The sequence below is a fragment of the Brachybacterium sp. ACRRE genome (genome assembly GCF_022346485.1).
Taxonomy (GTDB): Bacteria; Actinomycetota; Actinomycetes; order Actinomycetales; family Dermabacteraceae; genus Brachybacterium; species Brachybacterium halotolerans.
In genome coordinates this window covers 60,341-80,614 of record NZ_JAKRMO010000012.1, presented here as the reverse complement: position 1 = coordinate 80,614, position 20,274 = coordinate 60,341, and the positions used below count along the sequence as shown (strand labels likewise).

Sequence of the window (20,274 nt, the reverse complement as noted above, 5' to 3'; positions counted from 1 at the left end):
GTCCGACGGGGGCGGGTCCTGGGCCGACGGGTCCGACGGGATCCGACCCGACGTCGGCTGGTCGGGCGAGAGCTCGCCCGGCGGATGCTCGCCGGGGTCGCGGGTGGGTGCGTGGGGTGCGTTCATGCGCCATAGAGTCGGCGCGCAGACTGTGCCCGGAGCCTCGGGCGGGCTGTGGGGGTGCTGTGCGGCCCGGCGGGCACCGGCTCAGCAGCTCAGCGGGTCAGCACCCCGGGCTCAGCGGATCAGCACCTCGGGGTCAGCGGGCCGTCGGGCGGGCGGCGAGGCGCTCGAGCATCTCGTCGAGCGCGGCGCGGTCGCGGTAGGCGCCGTCGCGGACGACGCCGCGTACGTCGGCGAGCGCAGCGGCGTCGGCCGTCGGATCCCCTCCCAGCAGCACGAGGTCGGCCTCGAAGCCCGCGCGGACCGCACCGGCCCGGTCCTCGCGGCCGAAGAAGCGGGCGGCGTCGCTGGTCGCCGCGCGGAGGATCGACGTCGGGCTCACCCCGGCCTCTGAGAGCAGAGCGAACTCGTCGTGCAGCCCCAGGCCCGGGATCACCCAGCTCGCGCCGTTGGAGTCGGTGCCCGTGAGCATCGGGACGTCGGCGTCGGCGAGCACACGGGTCATCCGCAGCTGCGCCTCCCAGTGCTCGGCGAGGGCCTCGCGCGTGGGCGCCGGGAGCTCCTCGAAGGTGTCGGTGACCGACTCCCACACCGCGAGCACGTCGGGCGCGATGAACCGCTTCCGGGGATCGTCGCGGTGGCGCGGCGTGCCCGGGATCTGCTGGGTGTGCACGCGGATCAGCGTGGGGCACTGCCAGGTGGTGTTGGCCGCGAGCAGGCGGGCGAGGGACTCGGCGCGCTGCTCGTCGAAGGTGCGGTCCACGAGCCGGTAGTTCTCGGCGGTCTTCTCGCTGGTGCGGGCCACGGGATTGACCACGAGCTTCATGAGGAAGGGCTGGAAGATCCGGTTCGCGATCGGGGCGAGACCGGGGATGCGCGGGAGGCTCGGCACGCCGCCGGCGTTCTTGCGCACCTGCTGCTCGCGCCGCGAGGACGCCGCGTACAGCGAGACGCCGGTGCCCAGGTGCTCCATGCAGTGCATGCCCGCCTCGGAGGCCTCGCGGGCGTCGATGTCGTCGGGCACGTGGCCCACGACGTCCAGGCCGACCTCCTTGCCCTCGGCGATCGCGGCGAGCAGCGTGCTGCGGTTGGTGAAGCCTGCCTTGATGAAGTCGGCGCCGCGCTCGGCCTGGTGGCGCACGGTGGAGGCGGCGCCCTTCGCGTCGGGCGCGGTGATCGGGGTCAGCAGGTCGCCGGGCAGGGCCAGCAGACGGGGCGAGCCCTCCGGGCTGCGCAGCGTGCCGGCGGCGCGGCGGGCCAGCAGCTCGTCGCTGCCGGACATCTGCCGGTATCCGGCGACGCCCGCGGCGAGCATGAGCGCGTAGGTCGCGTCGACGTCCTCGGGATCGTTCAGCGGGTGCGCGTGCGCGTCGACGTAGGCGGGGACGACGAACAGGCCCGAGGCGTCGACGACGCGCGGCGACGCGGCGGCTCCCGCGTCCTCGGACCGACCCTCGGTGCGGTCGTCGTGCGCCGCGACGGAGGCGATGCGCTCGCCCTCGAGCCGCACGTCCTGGTGCGCGGTGACCTCGCCGCTCGCGGGGTCGACGACGGCGACGTCCGCGAGGACGAGCGAGCCGGCGGCGGTGGGTGCGGGGACGTAGCTCGCGGGAGTCATGCCCCGAGGCTATGCCCCGGCGCCGTGCGCGGGTCCGGCAGGGCGCGAGGAGTCGGGGACGTGCGCGGGGTCGGGGACGCGCGAGGACTCGAGGATGTGCGCGGCGGCCTGCTCGATGCTCATCTGCGAGGTGTCCACCTCGATCGCGTCCGACGGGGCGGGCAGCGAGGGGATCGCGAGCAGCTCGCGCAGGACGCCGGCGTCGACGAGCTTCGAGCGCTCCGCCCGCTCGGGGGAGTCCACGCGCGCGGAGAGCTCGTCGGCCGTCGCGGTGAGCCAGACGGGCACGAACCGCGCGCCGCGCTGGGCGGCGAGGTCGCGCAGGCGCTGCACGTGGGCGGCGTTGTCCGGATCCTCGGGCAGCCAGTTGGTGAAGACGTGCGAGAGGCCCGCCGGGGCGGCGAGCGTCGCCTCGAGCACGACGTCCAGGACCCGCGCCCGCAGCGCGTCGGTGTCGGCGAGGTCCCTGCCCCCGCGATCCAGGCCCATGGGCACGAAGACGGCGTTGTTGACCAGGTGGTTGTCCACGACGATCGCGCCCGAGCGCCGCCCGATCTCGCGGGCGATGCTGAGCTTCCCGACGGCCGGCGGGCCGACGAGGAGGAAGAGGCGGGAGGGCGAAGGTCGCTCGGGGCTCATGCCCACAGAGCGTAGAGGGTGGCGCGCCCGGCCCCTCCCCCCCCCCGTCGGTCGCGCCCGCCGGGTCGCCCGAGTCGCCCGAGTCGCCCGAGCCGGCCGACGGACCGACCCCGTCGGCCGCTCAGAGGGTGAAGCCGGCCGGGAACGGGTCGCTGGGGTCCAGGACGATCTGCGAGAGAGCGGTGAGCCAGGCGCTGCCGGTGATCGTGGGCAGCACGGCCTCCGTCCCGCCGATGCGGGTGGTCCCGACCAGGCGGCCGGTGAAGGACGTGCCCAGGATCGACCCGCTCTCGAAGTCCTGCTCGAGGCCCAGGTCCCCGCGGGCGTGGTGGATGGCCATGAGCGCGCTGGTGCCGGTGCCGCCGGGCGATCGGTCCATCCATCCCGGGTGGTTGACGAGGGCGTGCTTCGCCCGTCGCGCGTCCGAGGCGGGGTCCAGCAGGATCGTGTGCTCGCAGCCCTCGTAGCCGGTGCCGGGATGGCGCGGCAGGATCTGCGCGTTCACCGCGTCCATCACCGAGCTCCCTGCCCGGATGAGGTCACCGGACGCCTCGCGCTCGACGCGGAGCCCGAGCGCGTCGGCGCCGAGGACCGCGTAGAAGTTCCCGCCGAAGCCGATGTCGACCGTCACCTCCCCGTATCCGGGGACGTCGATGCGCTGGTCGAGGGCGTGCGCGAAGGAGGCGACGTTCGCGATGGTCACCGCGCGGGCCCGCCCGTCGCGCACCTCGACGTCGGCCGTGATGAGACCGATCGGGGCGTCCAGGCGGATGCGGGTGACGGGCTCGGTCACCTCGACCATGCCGGTCTCGACGAGAGCGGTCGCGACGCCGATCGTGCCCGCCCCGCACATGGGCAGCACACCGGTGACCTCGATGAACAGCACTCCCCAGTCGGCGTCCTCGCGGGTGGGCGGCTGCAGGATCGCGCCGGACGTCCACCCGGTGCCGCGCGGTTCGCACATGAGCAGGGTGCGCAGGTCGTCGTGCTCGGCGACGAAGCGGGCTCGGCGCTCCTCCATGGTGTCGCCGGGCAGCGCGGCCACTCCCCCGGTGACCACGCGCACCGGCAGGCCTTCGACGTGCGTGTCGACGACCTGCAGCAGACGGCGCGCGCGCATCAGCGGTCCTCCGACAGGGCGACGGGACTGGGCGCAGCGAGGTCATCGAGCAGGGCGACGGGCAGCTCGACCTCGGTGACCTCGGTCTTGCGCCGCCCGAAGTCCACGCCGCGCTCCTCGCGCAGTCGGCGCAGGTGCTCCTCGGCCCGCTGCGGGTAGTCATCGGCGAAGGCCGACGGGTCGATGGCGATCGCGAACATGCCCAGGCTCGGCGAGACGTCGCCGGAGTCGAAGGGCGCCGCGTCCAGCGAGAACGAGCCTCCCGACATGGCCGCGAGCATCTCGACCATGAGTGCGATGTTCCCGCCCTTCACTCCGCCGAAGGGCAGCAGGGCGCCGGCGAGCGCCGCGCGGGCGTCGGTCGTCGGCTCGCCCTCCCGGTCCAGGGCCCAGCCCTCCGGGATGGAGGAGCCGTCCTCGGCGGCGTCGCGGATCTTCACCCAGGCGGTCTCGCTCGTGGCCTGGTCGAACATGCGAGGGCCCTCCGGGTGCGGGAGGGCGAAGGCGATCGGATTGGTGCCGGTCACCTCCTGGCTCGCGCCGTGCACGGCCATCAGCGCGGGCGAGTTCGCGCCGGTCACGCCCACGAGTCCGTGCTCGGCGAGGCGGCTCGCGTAGTCGCCGAGCTCGCCGGCGGTGAACGCGTCGCGCACGGACAGGACCGCGACGCCGCAGTCCCGGGCGGCCGCAACGAGTGCGTCCTCGGCGGTGTCGAAGGCCAGCTGGGCGGTGCCGCCGTCTGCGTCGACCGTGATCACGGCCCGGCGGGGCGCGGTCACGCGGGGGCGGGCGTCGGGAGCGATCCGGCCCGATCGGAGGCCGTCGAGGTAGTCGGGCAGGTGGGCGGCGCCGATGGCGGACTTGCCGCGGCGCTCGGCGGAGACGGCGGCAGCGGCCAGGGACTCGGCGACCTCAGCGGATCCGCCGGCCGCCCGCACCGCCTCACGGCAGAGGTCCGTCAGCTCGGCCAGGGTGAGGCGACGGGTCGGGGCGGGTGCGGCATGGCCGGAAGACGCGGAGCTCGAGGTCATGGTCGTCCACGCTATCGGAGCGGCGCGCTCGGCTCCCGGGCGTCCGGCGTTCGACGCTCCCGACCCGGCCCCAGCCTCCATCGCTACAGTGCCGGAGGTCGGGCACCCGCACCCGCACCCGCACCCGCACCCGCACCCGCACCCGCACCCGCACCCGACAGAAAGCGAACATGGCCTCCTCCGCCTCGTCCACCGCCCTCATCGCCTCCGACGTCCACGCCGGCTACCCGGGCCAGAGGGTCCTCGACGGGATCGACCTGGAGATCCGCTCGGGCCAGGCGCCCACGGGCCTGCTCGGGCCGTCGGGCGCGGGCAAGACGACGCTGATCGACGCGCTGCGCGGGGTCCTGAAGCCGACGTCGGGCCAGGTCATGTACGAGCACAGGAACGTCTCCCGGCTGCGCGGCGCGCACCGCAAGGCGTTCACGGCCGACGTCCGCTTCGTCTCCCAGTACGCGATGACCGTGACCGATCCTCGGGCGAGCGTCGCCGGGGCCCTGGGCAACGCCGCGCGCGAGGCGCGCAAGGGCGGCCGCACGCACGCGGTGTCGGTGACCGAGATGCTCGCGACCGTCGGCCTCGAGCCTCGCTTCGAGGGCCGCACGCTGCGCTCGCTCTCCGGCGGGGAGCTGCAGCGCGTCGCGCTCGCGACGGCGCTGGCCACGCGCCCCGGGATCCTCGTGCTCGACGAGCCGCTGACCGCGGTGGACCCGGGCATGCGCGGGGAGATCGCGGCGGGACTGCGCTCGCGCGCGAGCGAGCTGGGCGTGGGCATGCTCATCGCCTCGCACGACCTCGAGCTGCTGCAGCGGCTGTGCGAGGACCTCGCCTTCCTCGGCCAGGGACGGATCCTCGCCCGCGGGACCATGCACGAGGTGCTCGCTAGCACCGAGCACCCGGCGATCCGGGACCTCGCGGCGAGCGCCCCGCTCGCCGTGCAGCGCTTCCGCTGAGCGGGCCCGGGGACGGGCGCGGCGCCCGAGCGCGCATTCCCATCGGCCAGAATCTCCCCAGCCCGGGCCGAGGCTCAGCGCGCCCCGTCCTCCGGCGGGAGAGTGCGGATGATCCTCGCCGGTGAGCCGGTCGCCAGGACGTGATCGGGGAGGTCCCGCAGCACCAGGCTGCCCGCGCCGACCACCGTGTTCCGGCCGATGCTCACGCCGGCGCCGACGGTGACCGAGGCGCCCAGCCAGCAGTTCTCCCCGATCGAGATCGGCAGCGCGCGCTCCCAGCCCTCGCGCCTGCGGGCGTGGTCGTCGATCGGGTGCAGGGCCGTCATCAGCTGCGCGCCGGGCCCGAGCCGGGCATGGGCGCCCACGGTGATCGCCGCATCGTCCATGAAGAAGGCGTTCGCGTTGACGAAGGCACCGTCGTCCAGACGGACATGGGCGCCGTAGGTGCACTGGAAACGGGGCACCACCTCGACGTCGGCGCCGAGGTGCCCGAGCATCGCGGTCAGGGCGCGGTGGCGCTCGTCGTCCTCGTCGGCCCCGGCGGAGTTGAAATCGTCCAGCAACCTCCGGCATCGACGTCGCTGCTCCTGCAGCTCCGGGTCATCGAGGTACCACTCGCCGCGGGCGAGGCGCTCGGCGTGTTCTCCCATGGCCCGATGGTCTCAGAGCGGACGCCGCCCGGCGCTACAGCACCCCGAGGTGCTCGAGCAGGATCTGCAGGCCGATGAGGATCAGGATGACGCCGCCGACGACCTCCGCGGGAGTGCGGAAGCGCGCGCCGATCCGCTGCCCCAGGAACACGGCGACGAAGGACAGGACGAAGGTCACGACGCCGATCACGGGCACGGCGGCCCAGATCGAGAGCGAGGAGAAGGCGATCGAGATCCCGACGGCGAAGGCGTCGATGCTGGTCGCGATCGCGAGCACCACCACCTCGCGCGGGGTGACGCGGTGATCGGGGTGATCGGGGTCCTCGGGGAGCTCGTCGGCCGGGTCGTCGGGCCGGAAGGCCTCCCAGATCATCTTGCCGCCGACGATCGCGAGCAGGCCGAACGCGATCCAGTGGTCGATCTTGTCGACATAGGTGCCGAAGGCCGCCCCGAGCAGCCATCCGAGCAGGGGCATCACGGCCTGCGCGATGCCGAAGGCGGCGGCGAGCACGAGCGCGTTGAACAGGAGCTTGCCGCGGATCTGCAGACCGCGACCCAGGGCGACCGCGAAGGCGTCGGCGGAGACGCCCAGGGCGAGGATCAGAAGGGTGGCGGTGGCGGCCAGGGTCATGGGGGCGGGGCCTCACGAGTCGGGCCGGCGGATGGAGTCCTCCGGCATGGTCAGATGCCGAAGGTCTCGTTCACTCGGTCCAGAGGCGGGGTTCCGTGCGCCGAACCTCCACTGTGCCGACCATGTCAACCTCACCTCGGCGCTCACACTCGCCCAGCCGGCGCTGGGCGGACTACGCGCAGTCGCTCTGGAGGTTACCCCCTTCGAAACCCCGACGACCGAGGCTTTCGCGGCCGCGAAGCACAGGTGGCGGCGGTCACGACCGGAACCCGCGGCAGCGCTCCGGTGTCAGGCTCCGCCCGATATGGGATGATCACGTCGCGGACACGCGCGGCCCGTGCAGCCGGACCATCCGTCGCACCGCGGTGCCGGCAAACAGCGATGGGAGCGGACGTGGTCGAACGGCGAAGGCGCAGTCGCCGTGGTGAGGGCAGCCAGCTGCGCGAGGAGATCCTCGAGGCGGTGAACGAGCTGCTCGACGAATGGGACAGCGTCGACCGCCTGACCATCCGGGCGGTGGCCGCGCAGGTCGGAGTCTCCGCACCCAGCGTGTACCTGCAGTTCAAGGACAAGGCAGAGCTGGTGTGGGCAGCCCTTGCGGACAAGTACGAGAAGCTCGGCGAGGAGATGCGCTCCGCGGATCGCGCCACGACGTCGAACGATCCGATCGAGCATCTGCGTGCGCAGATCCACGCCTACTGCCGGTTCGGGCTGGAGCATCCGGGGAAGTACCGGATCATGTACGAGTCACGTCAGCCGCAGGTGGAGAGCTATCGCGTTCTCGAGCACCCGGCGAGCGTGGTCTCGGGAAGTCTGCGCGCGGCCACCGAGCGCTGCGCCGACGCAGGCTGCGAACTCGCATTGCCCAGCGATGAGATCGCGCACCTGCTCTGGGCGGGTGCGCACGGGGAGCTCTCACTCATGCACAGCCTGGCGGACAGGATCAGCGCGGACCTCGTGCTCCAGATCGCGGACGGCCTCCTCGACTCCCTGGTCCTTCCACCCGGAGACACGTTCACCAGCAGCGCCCACCGCGTACGCAGCCCGCTCTCACGCGAGCTGCAATCCCTCCTCGGCCACTCGCCGACGTCTGATTCCTGACACGCGAGCGACTCGCCGCACCTCCCGTTTGCACTCGACCGCACCGGCCCCTACAGTCTGACTGAACTTAGTTCAGTCACCTTGTTGCGGATCGGAGACCCTGTGGATACGTCAGGAACAGGACCGGAGGATGGCCTGCGGGCCGGAGTCATCGGACTCGGGATGATCGGCGGGGGCGTGGCCACGAGCCTCCATCGCAGCGGTCGAACACCCGTGGTATACGACGTGCGACCCGAGGCCGCCACGCGTCTGCCCGGCGCGCCGATGGTCGCAGCATCCCCTGCAGACCTCGGCGCGCGGGCCGACGTTGTGCTGATCGCGGTCGTCTCCGCACAGCAGGCGAGGGAGGTGATCACAGGGGATTCCGGCATCCTCACGAGCGCACATCCCGGTATGACCGCGGTGGTCCTGAGCACCCTGGAGCTCCCCGTCATCCGCGAGCTCGCCGCCGCGTGCGCAGAGCGCGGGGTCGGATTCCTCGACTGCGGTGTGACTCCCGGTGACAAGGCCGCGCAGAACGGGCTGGTCACCATGGTCGGCGGGGACGAGGCCACCCTCTCGCGAGCACGGCCCGTGCTCGACGACTTCGCACGGGAGGTCGTGCACTGCGGCCCCACCGGAGCTGGGATGGCCACCAAGCTGGCCCGCAACATCATCACGTACGGCAGCTGGCGGGCCGTGGCCGAGGCCGCGGCTCTCGCCGGGGCCGCCGGTGTCGACCCGCGGACTCTGACCGAGGTCATCGCGGCAGCCGACCCTGAGGGGTCCACGCTGCTCTCTCTGCTGCAGATGCGCTCGTTCACCGAGGACGAAGCCTCTGCATTCCTCTCCCGAGGCAGCGCAGCCGGGTCCGCGACGCCTCAGGGCGCCGAAGCGATCGCTGCCGTGCAGAAGATGGTCGCGGGGATCCTGCCGCTGATGGACAAGGATCTCGCCGCGGCCGAGGACGCCGCTTCCGAGCTCGGCCTCGATCTGCCCCTGGTCGCCGCTGCACGGAGTCGCACCGAGCAGACGCTCGGCATCCACGAGGAGCTCGAGGCATGACGCTCTCGGCACGGGGCCTGGCGATGATGGACCAGGTGTACGGCCCCGGTTTCAGCGAGGCGATGACGGAGCAGCGCGGGACCTTCGCCGAGGACACCGTGAACCATCTCTTCGCAGACGTGTGGAGCCGCCCAGGTCTCACCATCCGCGAGCTCCGTCTTCTGGTGCTCGGCGCCACTGCCGCCCTGGGCCGCAGCGATCTCGTCCACGTCCAGGTGCGCGGCGCACTCGCGAACGATGAGCTCGACGCCCAACAGCTCGATGAGATGGTCGCCTTCCTGGCCCATTACGTGGGATGGGGCAACGCGACCCAGTTCCAGCAGGGCGTCGCCGCGGCCCTCGCCGATCACGACTCCGCAACCACCGACTCAGCACGCACACGAGATGAGGATGCACAATGACGGATTCGATCACAACGATGCCGGTCGCCCGCGATCCGGAGAACCCGCTAGAACCGCCGGTCGAGTACCGGCACCTGCAGGAGGAGAAGCCGATCCACTGGGTCCGCTTCCCGAACGGGACCGAGGGATGGCTCGTCACCCGGTACGACGAGGGCAGCGAGGTCTTCGCGGATCCTCGTATGAGCGCACGGCGCCCGCGCCACGACACGCCTCCGGACGAAAACCAGGAGGAGAATCCGTCGGGCTCGGCGGAGGATCAGAACGGCCTTCCACCACTTTTCGTCATGATGGACGAGCCGGACCACGGGATGTTCCGTCGCGTGCTCTCGGGAAAATTCACCCCGAAAGCGGTGCGCAAGACGCTCCAGCCGTACATCGACCGCATCGTCGATGAGCATCTCGATGCGATCGCTCAGCTTCCCCAGCCGGTCGACCTCGTGGAGGCGCTGTGCCTGCCGGTGCCGTGCCTGGTGATCTGCGAGATCCTCGGCGTCCCGAACGAGGACCGCGACGACTTCCACCACGCGACCGAGACGCTCATGGATGTCTCGCACTCCCAGGAGGAGCGCAACCGCGGGGCCGCCTGGCTCTTGGGCTACATCTCCGACCTCATCGAGCGCAAGCGCGCGGACCCGGAAGCGACCGGCCTGCTCGCCGAGCTCATCGCGGTGGCCGACGGCGGCGAGACGATCCTGACCGACAAGGATCTGGTCGGCATCGGGGCCCTGCTGCTGTTCGCCGGGCATGACACGACGGCCGCCATGATGGGACTCAGCGTGATGACCCTCCTGAGCGATCGCGATCGCTGGGAGGAGCTCGGCGCGCACCCCGAGAAGATCGGAGGAGCCGTCGAGGAGCTCCTGCGCTACCTGACCATCGTGCAGTTCGGGCTGGGTCGTACGGCGCTCGAGGACCTGGAGATCGGCGGCACGAAGATCTCCGCCGGCGACCTCGTCGTCGTGGCCATGCCCATCGCGAACCGCGATCCCCGTGTGTTCAGCAACCCGGACACTCCGGACTTCGACAGGCAGCTGACCCGCCACCTCGCATTCGGCTACGGAGTCCACCAATGCCTCGGCCAGAACGTCGCCCGGGCCGAGCTCAAGACCGTGCTGCCCCGGCTCATCGAACGGTTCCCCACCCTCCGCCTGGCAGTCGACCCGACGGACGTGCCGATGGACAGCTACGGGACCAACTACGGCGTGCGGGCACTCCCGGTGACCTGGTGACGAGAAGAGACGAGAGAAGAGGACGATGACCATGAAGATCGAGATCGACCAGCTCAAGTGCGTGGGCGCCGGCCAGTGCGTGATGGCCGCCGAAGACGTGTTCGACCAGCGCGACGAGGACGGAATCGTGGTGCTGCTGGAAGCAGAGCCCGACGACAGCCACGCGCCGGATGTGCGCACCGCGGCAGCACTGTGCCCTGCCGCGGCGATCACGGTGCACGAATGAGCCCTCAGGACGTCGTCGTCGTCGGCGCGGGCGCCGCAGGTCTGGGCACCGTCGAGGCTCTTCGCCGCGAGGGCTGCACGGCGCGGGTGACGATCATCGGGGACGAGAACGACCTGCCGTACGATCGCCCACCCCTGTCAAAGGGATACCTGAGTGGCGCATGGGACGAGGCGCGTCTCCAGCTCCGACCCCGAGAGACGCTGGCCGAGCTCGGGGCCACATGGAAGCTCGGCCACTCAGCCGTGTCCCTCGATCGGGAGGCCAGAGAGGTGCGCCTCGAGGATGGCAGCACAGTGCACTACGACGCGCTGGTCATCGCCACGGGGGTCCGCTCCCGCCGGCTTCCCGGCACCGAGGGGATCTCCGGACTGCACACCATGCGCACTCGGGCCGATGCGGATCGCCTCCGCGAAGAGATGCGCTCCGGGGCCCGGCTGCTCGTAGGCGGTGGAGGGTTCCTCGGAAGCGAGACGGCCGCGAGCGCGCGCACGCTCGGCTGCGAGGTCACTCTGATCAGTCGTCGGCCCGCTCCACTCGGCGATGTGCTCGGTGACGAGGTCGCGGGGATGCTCGCCGCACTCCACCGCGAGCGCGGTGTCGACTTGGAACAGGGCTCGGTGGACGCGGTGACCACGGCCGACGGCCATGTCACGGGAGTGCGCCTCGCCGATGGCCGTGAGCTTCCCGGGGACATGGCCCTCCTCGCGATCGGCTCGATCCCGAATGTCGAGTGGCTCAGGGACAGCGGACTCACGCTCGATGACGGGGTGGTGTGCGATGCCTCGGGTCTCGCCGCACCGGGAGTGTGGGCGGTCGGTGATGTCGCAGCGTGGCACGATCCGGGCGCCGAACGACCCGTACGTCTGGAGCACCGCACTCGGGCATCCGAGCACGGGATCTCCGTCGCCCGGAGCATCCTCGGGGCGGGAGGCCCCCTGCCCAGCGTGCCCTACGTGTGGTCCGACCAGTACGAATACACGGTGCAGATCCACGGATCACCCCGGGGTGCGGACCGTTTCGCGATCATCGACGGGAGCCTGGAGGAGCGCGGCTTCACTGCTGTCTACGGCCGTGACGACCGGGTCTGCGCCGCAGTCGGGGTCAATATGGTGCGCCCCCTCAGGGCACTGCGCCGCCTGGTGGCGCAGCGCGCTCCATGGGAGGCCGTTGCCGCGGCACAGCCCCAGCTCTGAGGGCACGTGCGCGAGGACCGCGATGCGGGCGGAAGTGCGGGGGCAGCTTCCGGCACCCATCCACCTGCGGTCTGCGACGGGGCTGCTCTGAGCGGGACCGGTGACCGATGATCGGCAAGCATCGGCCGCCCGGGCGGCCGGAGAGAGTCGAGCGACTCCGGCCCGCTCACCCCTGCCCCGCCGGCCCCGTCAGGTCGTCGTGCTCCCCGCTCGCCCAGGCCGCGTGCCGACGGGCGGAGGCGAGCACCGCCTCGCGCGCGTCCTGCAGCACAGCGCCCGCGAAGTTGCCGTGCAGGCGCTCGAAGTCGAATCGCGCGGCGCCCTCGGCGACGCGCAGCGCGACAGCCCCGGACAGAGGGATCCGATTGGGGTAGGAGCGCATGAAGGCGAGGGTGCGACCGTCGGGGTTCGGAGCGATGGTGTCTCCGGAGAGCAGCACGCCGCGCTCGTCGGCCCCGCCCCAGTGCACGACGGCGCTGCCGGGGAAGTGCCCGCCGAGCTGCGCAGCCGTCACGCCGGGGAGCACCTGCTCCTCCCCGTCCCACAGATGGAGGTGCGCGGGCACGCGCCCCAGCCAGGCGGCGTCGGCCCTCGCGATCCACACGGCTGCCCCGCCGAGAGCCTCCGACCACGCCGACTGCAGGCCGAACATGTGAGGGTGGCTGGGGATGATCGCGCGCATGGGCCCGAGGGCCCGCACGGCCTCGATCGCTGCGTCGGTGATCGCGGCCGGGACCTCGACCATCACGTTGCCGTGCGCGCTGACCAGCACGTTCGGCTCCTGCCCGATCCCCACGCCCTCGACGCCGCGCAGGGCGAACAGCCCCTCCTCGAGCTCGACGAGGTCGATTCGGCCGGTAGAGCGGGAGGGGTCGCTCCAGTGCTGGATGCCGTCCGCCGGGAAGTACTGGCGCTCGTCGGCGCAGATCGGGCAGACATCGGGATGGTCCGCCGCGTCGTACTCGACGCCGCAGGTGGCGCACTGCAGGATCCCGCGCACGGCGGCGTGGGCGTCGAGCATTTCGCTGCGGACGACATCACTGGCGTTCTGCATCATGATCAGGCCTCTCTTCAAAGACCCTTACCCTCCGACCTCAAGTTCGCTTGAAGTCAAGGCTCCGCCGGCGCAGACTTCTGCCATGACCGCTGACCGCACCGACCGCACCCTCGGGGCCGACGGGGCCGTCCGCCCCTTCCGCGATGAGTCTTCGGGCGCACACACCTCGCCCGAGGAACGGCTGACCATCGGCGAGGTCGCCGCTCGCGCGGGCGTCGCGACGAGCGCGATCCGCCACTACGAGTCCCGCGGGCTGCTCACCAGCGTGCGCACCTCCGGCAACCAGCGCCGCTACGCCCGCACGGTGCTGCGGCGCATCGCTGTCATCCAGGCCGCCCAGCACGTGGGTCTCTCCCTCGCCGAGATCTCCGAGGCCTTCTCGCGCTTCCCGCCCGACCACGCGCCCACCAAGCGCGACTGGGCGCGGCTCGCCCGCGAATGGCGGCCTCGGCTGGACCGGCGGATCCGCGAGCTCGAGCAGGTGCGCGACGGGCTCTCGATGTGCGTGGGCTGCGGCTGCCTCTCCATGCGCCAGTGCGCGATCTACAACCCCGACGACGCCCTCGGAGCCTCGGGCCCGGGCGCCCGCCGCGTGTTCCCGCACCCCGACGAGGAGTGAGGGCGCCCCGTACGCTCACCCCATGGATCAGCCCACCGACCGCCCCTCACCGGCGCCTCAGCCCCTGCACCACGTGGAGCTGTGGACGCACGACCTCGCGGGCGCCGCGCCGTCCTTCGACTGGCTGCTCGGGGCGCTCGGCTGGACGGGCGAGTCGGATCCGGACTGGCCGACGGGCCGCATCTGGCGCCACCCGAGCGGGGTGTACGTGGTGCTCGAGCAGTCCCCGGCCGTCGTCGGCGAGGTCCACGACCGCATGCGGCCGGGCCTGAACCACCTCGCGCTGCACCTCCCGCAGCCCGACGGCGCGGCCGCGGGCTCCGCCCTCGACGCGCTCGACCGTCTGCGCGAGCAGGCACCGGAGCACGGCTGGTCCGAGCTCTTCGCCGAGGCCTATCCGCACGCGGGAGGCCCCGAGCACACGGCCCTGTTCCTCGAGAACGCGCAGGGGTTCGAGATGGAGATCGTGGCCTGACAGCGGTGACTACACCCGTCTGACCAGCCGCTTTCCTTCAGCCCACCGCGGTGTTCATCTCTCATACACCCGCGACAGGGCGGGCATAGGCGCTCCACAGGCGCGGACCGGATTCTCGATGTCATACCGATCATCGAGGAGCACACGTCATGTCCGCCATCCCCCTGTACGCCCTGGATCTCGTCGCCGCCGCGACCCTGACCTTCGGCATCTACTGGCCCCGCCATCGCCGACGTGACCTCGTGGTCGCGTTCCTCGGCATCAACGTCGGGGTCCTCGCCGTCTCCGCCCTGCTCGCGAACTCGGCCGTGAGCGCCGGGATCGGCCTGGGCCTGTTCGGCGTCCTGTCGATCATCCGCCTGCGCTCCGACGAGCTCGCGCAGCACGAGATCGCCTACTACTTCGCCTTCCTGGCCCTCGGCCTCGTGGGCGGGCTGTCCGTCACCCCGGCCTGGATGGGCGCGGTGTTCATGGCGCTCATCGTCCTCACCATGACCCTCGTCGACCATCCGGCGCTGCTCGCCGCGCACCGCCGTCAGGTGGTGGTCGTCGACCGCGCGATCGCCGATGAGGACGAGCTGCGCGCGCACCTCGCCCGGATGCTCGGCGGCCGCGTGACCTCGCTCAGCGTGCAGCGACTGGACACCGTCTCGGACACCACCACGGTCGACGTCCGCTACCGCCTCACCGGCGAGCGCCCGGCGGGCGCCGCCGTGCCGATCGAGGCCAGCGCCGACGAGCGCTCGAGCGCCTCGGTCGGGCGCACCAGCATGGCCTCCCCCGTCGCCGCCGCGTCGGACGCCCCGTCCGACGCGCGGGCCGACGCCTCCCGCCACGTGCAGGGGGTCGCGCGATGACCAGCCTGAGCAGCCTCCCCGCCGTGGGCCTCGAGGAGATCTCCGAGCGCGCCGGCCTGATGACCCGCGTGGACCGCAAGTACCTGGTGCCCCGCGAGACCGTGCACATGCTGATCTCCGAGCTCGACGGCAGCGTGCGCGTCCTCGAGATCGCCGGCCGGCGCACCTTCCGCTACGCCTCCACCTATTACGACACCGCCGATCTCGCGACCTTCCGCGCCGCGGCCGGCAGGCGCCGCCGGCGCGCGAAGATCCGCTGCCGCGAGTACGTCGACTCCGGCACCGCGTTCCTCGAGGTGAAGACCGCCACCGGACGCGGGGGCTCCTCCAAGCAGCGGATCCCGCTGCCCGCCGGATCCGAGGGCGACCCGTCCGCCGGCCCTCTCGAGGGCACCTCCCGGGAGTTCGTCGACACCGCGCTCGACGGCGCCGGATGCACCCTCGACGGGGAGCTCGGGCCGGTGCTCACCACCCGCTACGACCGCACGACGCTCCTGGTCACCGGCGAGGAGAGCCGCGTGACGATCGACGCCGACCTGCGCTGGGAGATCCCCGGCACGCAGCGCCCGACGGGCACGGGCCGGCACGCCGCGACCGCGCCGCTGCCCGGCTACGACCTCGAGGGCCTCGTCGTCATCGAGACGAAGGCCGGCACCCGTCCGGGACGCGCCGACCGTCTGCTCTGGGCCGACGGACACCGCCCCGTGCGGATCTCGAAGTTCGCGACGGGCCTCGCCCTGTTGGACCCGCGCCTGCCGACGAACCGCTGGCACCGCACCCTCCAGAAGGTCCGCTCGCCGGCGCAGCGGGCGGCGTGAGGAGGCCCCGCATCACCACAGGACCAGCCGTCAGCACGTCTCCCACCACCACGACTCCTTCAGCCATCACCACGGCCCCCGGCCGCGAGAGGACACGATCACCATGACCAGCCAGCACACCCCCGAGAACCCGTCGACCACCGAGTCCGCGACCCCCGCCCCGTCGGCGTACGCACCGCCGTCGGCCGCCCCGCCGACGCCCACCCCTCCGCCGACCGGGCGCAGACGCGGCCGCAGCGCGCGCAGCATCCGTCGGGCCATGGCCGCCGTGGCGGCGGGCGCCGCGACCCTCGCCCTCGCGGCGTGCGGCGCGGCAACCGCGGTCACCGGCACCTCCTCGAGCAGCGAGGCGGCGGCGAGCACCACCTCGAGCTCGAGCACCTCGGCGAGCAACGACATGCTCTCGAGCCTGGACCTGACCACCCTCGACACCCACTACGACCAGGACGACCTGACCTGGGACGAGGCCGACGAGCAGGCGATCACCCTCTCCGACGACGGGTCGACCTCCGACTCCTCGGGAGTGAGTGTCGACGGCTCGACCGTGACGATCACCGAGGGCGGCGTCTACCGGGTCTCCGGGTCGCTGAGCGACGGCCAGCTGGTCGTCGACGCCCCGGACGACGAGGACGTCACGATCATCCTCGACGACGCCTCGATCACCTCGAGCAGCGGCCCCGGCATCTCCGTGACCAGCGCGGACGAGGCCACCCTGTACCTGGCCGACGGCACGGAGAACTCCGTCGAGGACGGCTCCGACTACGAGGTCGCGGACGACGCGACGCCCGTCGCGGCGATCGCCTCGGCCTCTGATCTCACGATCGCCGGCAGCGGCGCGCTCTCGGTCACCGGCACCACGAACGACGGCATCTCCACGAAGGACGGCCTCGCGATCGTCGGCGGCGACCTCACGGTCACCGCGGCCGACGACGGCATCCGCGGCAAGGACTACGTGGACATCACCGGCGGCACCTTCGACATCACCAGCGGCGGCGACGCCATCAAGTCCGACAACTACGAGGACGAGGACCGCGGCTGGGTGCTCATCACCGCCGGCAGCTTCACGATCGATGCCGGCGACGACGGCATCGACGCCGAACAGGCGATCGAGGTCGCCGACGGCACGCTGACCATCGAGAAGTCCCAGGAGGGCCTCGAGGCGAACGACGTCATGATCGAGGGCGGCACCGTGGACATCACGGCCTCGGACGACGGCATCAACTCCACCGCCGCGACCACCGAGGAGGAGGCCGCGGCGGAGGAGTCGTCGGACTCCACCGACTCCACGGATTCGGCCGACTCCGGCGACTCGGCCAGCGCGACCGACAGCGCCGACGCCCAGCAGCAGGGCCCGGGCGGGGGCAGCGAGGAGGACGACGGCTCGTGGCTGTCGATCTCCGGCGGCACCGTCACCATCGACGCCGACTACGACGGCCTCGACTCGAACGGCTCCATCTCGCTGACCGGCGGAGACATCACCATCACGAGCGCCGACAACGGCGGCGACTCCCCCGTCGACGCGAACGGCGACGTGACCTTCGACGGGGCGACGCTCACGGCGAACGGCACCGAGATCACCTCGGCCGACGACCTGCAGTCGCAGGCCGGCGGCATGGGCGGCGGCCAGGGCGGTCAGGGCAGCCAGGGCGGCACGCCTCCCGACCAGCAGAGCAGCGATGCGAGCACGGACTCCACGTCCTCGACGACCGACTCCTGACGCCCGGCTCGCTTGCCCCAGCGGCCTGCGCGGCCGACGCGGCGCCCCGGCACCCGACCACCCCACGAGGTATGAGCGTGGCGAACCAGAATCCGCGGATCCTGGTTCGCCACGCTCATATCGTCGTGCACGCGCGGGCATCGTCGTGCTCCCGCGGGGTCGCGCGTCAGCCCTTGAAGGCGACCTTCTTCTCGGCGATCAGGCCGTGCAGGAACTCGGCGGCCCATTCGCGGGTGAGCGCCTCGGCGGGCTGGAAGGTGCTGCCGGTGGCCACGCCCTCCTTCTTCAGCCAGGCGATCTGACGGGCGAAGGTCGAGCTCGCCGGCACGTCGCTGAACGGCGCCTTCGTCGGCTTCGGGGCGGACGGGGAGCCCGCGTACCGGTAGAGGTACGCGGCGGTCTCCTGACGGGTGACGGCCTGGGTGGGGCGGAAGGTGCCGTCGGAGTAGCCGCCGACGATGCCCTGCTGCTTCGCCCAGATGATCGCCCGGTAGTTGTTCGTCTCGCCCTGCTCGACGTCGCCGAAGGGCTCGTTGCGCGGCAGGCTCACCTCGGGCTTGCCGGCGGCGCGGTAGAGGAACGCGGCGAGCGCCGCGCGGGTGACCTTCTTGCGCGGGGCGAAGGTGTCGTCGGCCCGGCCGGGGATGATCCCCTTGAGGGCCGCCCACTGGATCGCGTCGTAGTGCTCCGAGCCCTTCTTCACGTCGCTGAACTCGGTGCGCGCGGGCAGGATCTGCACGACCGTCGGCTTCGGGCCCGTGCCCTCGAACTCGGGCCAGTAGGAGACCTGCTCGTCGAAGGTGCCGTCCTCGCCCGGGTGCTGGACCGAGACGAAGGCGGTGCGGTCCTGGTCGCGCACGATCGGGCCGCAGGTCTCGGCGTCCACCGGGACGGAGGCGAACTGCTCGACCTTGCCGCGCTGGTTCCCCTCGAGGGTCACGCGGAACAGGCCGTCGTTGTACCCGATGGTGCTCGGGGCGCCGTCGGTCGAGATCCAGAGGTTCCCGACCGAGTCGAAGGCCAGGTTGTCGGGGCAGGAGATCGGCGAGACCTTCTTCTTAGGGAAGCCCGAGAAGTAGGTCGAGGTGTTCTGCGCGGGGTCGCCGCACACCAGCAGCAGGTTCCAGGCGAAGGACGTCCCGGACTGCTTGCCCAGCTCGTCGATCTCGACGACGTGGCCGTCGCGGTTGACGGTGCGGGGGTTGACCTCGTCGGGCCCGGCCTTGCCCTCGGTGCCGCGGCCGTCGTTGTTCGTGCAGGCCACGTAGACTTTGCGGCTCTTCAGCGACGGCTCGACGTCCTCGCAGCGGTCCATCTTCGTGGGACCCACCTTGTCGGCCGCGAGGCGGGTCTTCACGAGCACCTCGTCGACGTCCATGCCCTCGACCTGGGACTTGCCGTCCACGATCAGCGGGATCCAGCGGCCGGTGCCGTCGAAGGCGCCGTCCTTCGGGACCGCGCCCGAGCCGTTGATGGTGCCCGAGTTGCCCTCGAACTTCGCGACGTAGAGGTCGCCCTCCTCGAGGAGGGTCATGTTGTGCTTGCGGTTGCCCTCCTTGTACTTCTTCGCGGAGACGAACTTGTAGAGGTAGTCGAACTTCTCGTCGTCGCCCATGTAGGCGACCGCGTGGCCGTCCTCGGCGATGATGACGTTCGCGCCCTCGTGCTTGAAGCGGCCCATGGCGGTGTGCTTGCGCGGGGTGGACTCGGGGTCCCACGGGTCCACCTCGACGATCCAGCCGAAGTGGTGGGCGGAGTTCTCGTAGCCCTCGTTCGTGGTGTCGAAGCGCGGGTCCACGTTCTCCCAGCCGCGGGCGGTGGCCTTGGCGCTCATGCCGTAGCGCTTGTCCTCGTCGGTGTCGCCGGCGGTGCGGAAGTAGCCGTTGAAGTTCTCCTCGCCGCTGAGCTGCGTGCCCCACGGGGTGAGGCCGCCCGAGCAGTTGCCGAAGGTGCCGTGGGTGGCGTTGCCGCGGGGGAAGTCCTTGGTCTTCAGCAGGTCGGAGAAGCGGGCGGGACCGGTGAAGGCGTACTTCGTGTCGGCGAGGAAGCGGCGGTTCAGGTCGGCGTCGACCACGTACTCGTACGGCGAGTCGTGGTCCTCGCGCTGCAGCTCGACGACGGTCAGGCCGTGGGCGTTCAGGCCCACCTCGGCGACGGTCTCGGCGTCGGTGTCCTCCGGCAGCATGATGTTCTCGTTCGTGTACTCGTGGTTCACGAACATCACGGCGCGCAGGCCGTCGGAGTCCGGGATCTCCTGGATCTCCGTGTAGTCGTTGTTGTAGCCGAACTGGCGCTTCTGCGCCTCGCCGGTCTGGGCGCCCCAGTCGAAGTCGGGGGCGTCGGAGAACAGCTTGTCGCCCCACTTGATGATGGGGTGCCACTCGAAGCCCTCGGGGACGGTGAACTCGTCGACGGTGTAGTCGACGGGGTCGATCGCGTCGAAGCGCAGCGGGCTGCCGTTCGGGGCCTTGGGGCCCTTTCCGGCGTCGACCAGGGGGCCGACGGGGGCCGCATCGGCCGACGGAGCGCCCGCGGTGCCGGCGACGGCGATCGCGAGGGCGCCCGCGGCGGTGCCGCCGAGCATGGCGCGGCGGCTCAGCGCGGCCGAGGCGACATCACGGAAGTAGGAGTTCGACGAGCTGTTGCAGGTCTCGCCGAGGCACGCATTCGCGCACTTCAGGGCACAGGTCACGGGCGACCGCTTGCCGGCCACGTGATCCTTCATGAGCAGAGGGAGCTGGATGACCACGAGGGGTCCTTTCGCGTGGGGAC

Annotated in this window: 20 protein-coding genes; 12 read left to right on the top strand and 8 right to left on the bottom strand. The window is 71.7% G+C overall.

Annotation, left to right across the window (positions count from 1 at the left end; all coding sequences use genetic code 11):
* Window positions 1-259: 259 nt before the first annotated feature.
* The 4 genes from MHY49_RS05585 to MHY49_RS05570 form a co-directional block, all read right to left on the bottom strand.
* Complete coding sequence (locus MHY49_RS05585; protein WP_239203090.1) at window positions 260-1,741, bottom strand: amidohydrolase family protein; 1,482 nt, start codon at window positions 1,739-1,741, stop codon at window positions 260-262.
* 9 nt (window positions 1,742-1,750) lie between these two features.
* Window positions 1,751-2,380 carry an ATP-binding protein gene (locus MHY49_RS05580; protein ID WP_239203089.1) on the bottom strand — a complete coding sequence of 210 codons (630 nt, stop codon included), beginning with the start codon at window positions 2,378-2,380 and terminating at the stop codon, window positions 1,751-1,753.
* 121 nt (window positions 2,381-2,501) lie between these two features.
* Complete coding sequence (locus MHY49_RS05575) at window positions 2,502-3,500, bottom strand: proline racemase family protein (RefSeq protein WP_239203088.1); 999 nt, start codon at window positions 3,498-3,500, stop codon at window positions 2,502-2,504.
* Window positions 3,500-4,531, bottom strand: a complete 1,032-nt coding sequence (locus tag MHY49_RS05570) for an Ldh family oxidoreductase (protein WP_239203087.1) — start codon at window positions 4,529-4,531, stop codon at window positions 3,500-3,502. Before MHY49_RS05570 ends, MHY49_RS05575 begins: the two co-directional genes overlap by 1 nt.
* Before the next feature lie 170 nt (window positions 4,532-4,701).
* Here MHY49_RS05570 and MHY49_RS05565 point away from each other — a divergent pair, with 170 nt between their 5' ends.
* Entirely contained in the window at window positions 4,702-5,484 is a 783-nt protein-coding gene (locus MHY49_RS05565; RefSeq protein WP_239203086.1) for an ABC transporter ATP-binding protein, read from the top strand.
* A gap of 74 nt (window positions 5,485-5,558) precedes the next feature.
* Here the strand turns inward: MHY49_RS05565 and MHY49_RS05560 are convergent, their stop codons facing one another.
* Window positions 5,559-6,134, bottom strand: coding sequence for a sugar O-acetyltransferase (locus MHY49_RS05560; protein ID WP_239203085.1), 576 nt, complete (start codon window positions 6,132-6,134; stop codon window positions 5,559-5,561).
* A gap of 34 nt (window positions 6,135-6,168) precedes the next feature.
* Window positions 6,169-6,765, bottom strand: coding sequence for a manganese efflux pump MntP family protein (locus MHY49_RS05555; RefSeq protein WP_239203084.1), 597 nt, complete (start codon window positions 6,763-6,765; stop codon window positions 6,169-6,171).
* 393 nt (window positions 6,766-7,158) lie between these two features.
* Between MHY49_RS05555 and MHY49_RS05550 the strand changes: the two genes are divergently transcribed.
* The 6 genes from MHY49_RS05550 (at window position 7,159) to MHY49_RS05525 (ending at window position 11,959) form a co-directional block, all read left to right on the top strand.
* Window positions 7,159-7,866 (top strand): TetR/AcrR family transcriptional regulator, encoded by a 708-nt coding sequence (locus MHY49_RS05550; protein ID WP_239203083.1) that lies wholly within the window; start codon window positions 7,159-7,161, stop codon window positions 7,864-7,866.
* 102 nt (window positions 7,867-7,968) lie between these two features.
* Window positions 7,969-8,910, top strand: coding sequence for an NAD(P)-dependent oxidoreductase (locus MHY49_RS05545; protein ID WP_370646003.1), 942 nt, complete (start codon window positions 7,969-7,971; stop codon window positions 8,908-8,910).
* Complete coding sequence (locus tag MHY49_RS05540; protein ID WP_239203081.1) at window positions 8,907-9,311, top strand: carboxymuconolactone decarboxylase family protein; 405 nt, start codon at window positions 8,907-8,909, stop codon at window positions 9,309-9,311. The genes MHY49_RS05545 and MHY49_RS05540 overlap by 4 nt, the downstream gene beginning before the upstream one ends.
* Window positions 9,308-10,540, top strand: a complete 1,233-nt coding sequence (locus tag MHY49_RS05535; RefSeq protein ID WP_239203080.1) for a cytochrome P450 — start codon at window positions 9,308-9,310, stop codon at window positions 10,538-10,540. The genes MHY49_RS05540 and MHY49_RS05535 overlap by 4 nt, the downstream gene beginning before the upstream one ends.
* Window positions 10,541-10,571: 31 nt before the next feature.
* Window positions 10,572-10,766, top strand: coding sequence for a ferredoxin (locus tag MHY49_RS05530; RefSeq protein ID WP_239203079.1), 195 nt, complete (start codon window positions 10,572-10,574; stop codon window positions 10,764-10,766).
* Window positions 10,763-11,959, top strand: coding sequence for an NAD(P)/FAD-dependent oxidoreductase (locus MHY49_RS05525; RefSeq protein ID WP_239203078.1), 1,197 nt, complete (start codon window positions 10,763-10,765; stop codon window positions 11,957-11,959). Before MHY49_RS05530 ends, MHY49_RS05525 begins: the two co-directional genes overlap by 4 nt.
* 166 nt (window positions 11,960-12,125) lie before the next feature.
* Here the strand turns inward: MHY49_RS05525 and MHY49_RS05520 are convergent, their stop codons facing one another.
* Window positions 12,126-13,016 (bottom strand): hydrolase, encoded by an 891-nt coding sequence (locus MHY49_RS05520; RefSeq protein ID WP_239203077.1) that lies wholly within the window; start codon window positions 13,014-13,016, stop codon window positions 12,126-12,128.
* Between the two features lie 82 nt (window positions 13,017-13,098).
* Here MHY49_RS05520 and soxR point away from each other — a divergent pair, with 82 nt between their 5' ends.
* The 5 genes from soxR to MHY49_RS05495 all read left to right on the top strand — a co-directional run bounded on the left by soxR (window position 13,099) and on the right by MHY49_RS05495 (window position 17,502).
* Complete coding sequence (soxR, locus tag MHY49_RS05515) at window positions 13,099-13,635, top strand: redox-sensitive transcriptional activator SoxR (protein ID WP_239203076.1); 537 nt, start codon at window positions 13,099-13,101, stop codon at window positions 13,633-13,635.
* Window positions 13,636-13,657: 22 nt separating this feature from the next.
* Complete coding sequence (locus MHY49_RS05510) at window positions 13,658-14,110, top strand: VOC family protein (RefSeq protein WP_239203075.1); 453 nt, start codon at window positions 13,658-13,660, stop codon at window positions 14,108-14,110.
* A 149-nt stretch (window positions 14,111-14,259) separates the two neighbouring features.
* Window positions 14,260-14,967, top strand: a complete 708-nt coding sequence (locus MHY49_RS05505; RefSeq protein ID WP_228356539.1) for a DUF4956 domain-containing protein — start codon at window positions 14,260-14,262, stop codon at window positions 14,965-14,967.
* A complete protein-coding gene (locus MHY49_RS05500; protein ID WP_239203074.1) occupies window positions 14,964-15,785 on the top strand; it encodes a VTC domain-containing protein in 822 nt (273 codons plus the stop codon). The genes MHY49_RS05505 and MHY49_RS05500 overlap by 4 nt, the downstream gene beginning before the upstream one ends.
* A gap of 103 nt (window positions 15,786-15,888) precedes the next feature.
* Window positions 15,889-17,502, top strand: a complete 1,614-nt coding sequence (locus MHY49_RS05495; RefSeq protein ID WP_239203073.1) for a carbohydrate-binding domain-containing protein — start codon at window positions 15,889-15,891, stop codon at window positions 17,500-17,502.
* Window positions 17,503-17,668: 166 nt separating this feature from the next.
* On the opposite strand, the gene MHY49_RS05490 is transcribed toward MHY49_RS05495, so the two are convergent.
* Window positions 17,669-20,227, bottom strand: coding sequence for an alkaline phosphatase PhoX (locus tag MHY49_RS05490; protein WP_255719471.1), 2,559 nt, complete (start codon window positions 20,225-20,227; stop codon window positions 17,669-17,671).
* Between the last annotated feature and the right edge of the window lie 47 nt (window positions 20,228-20,274).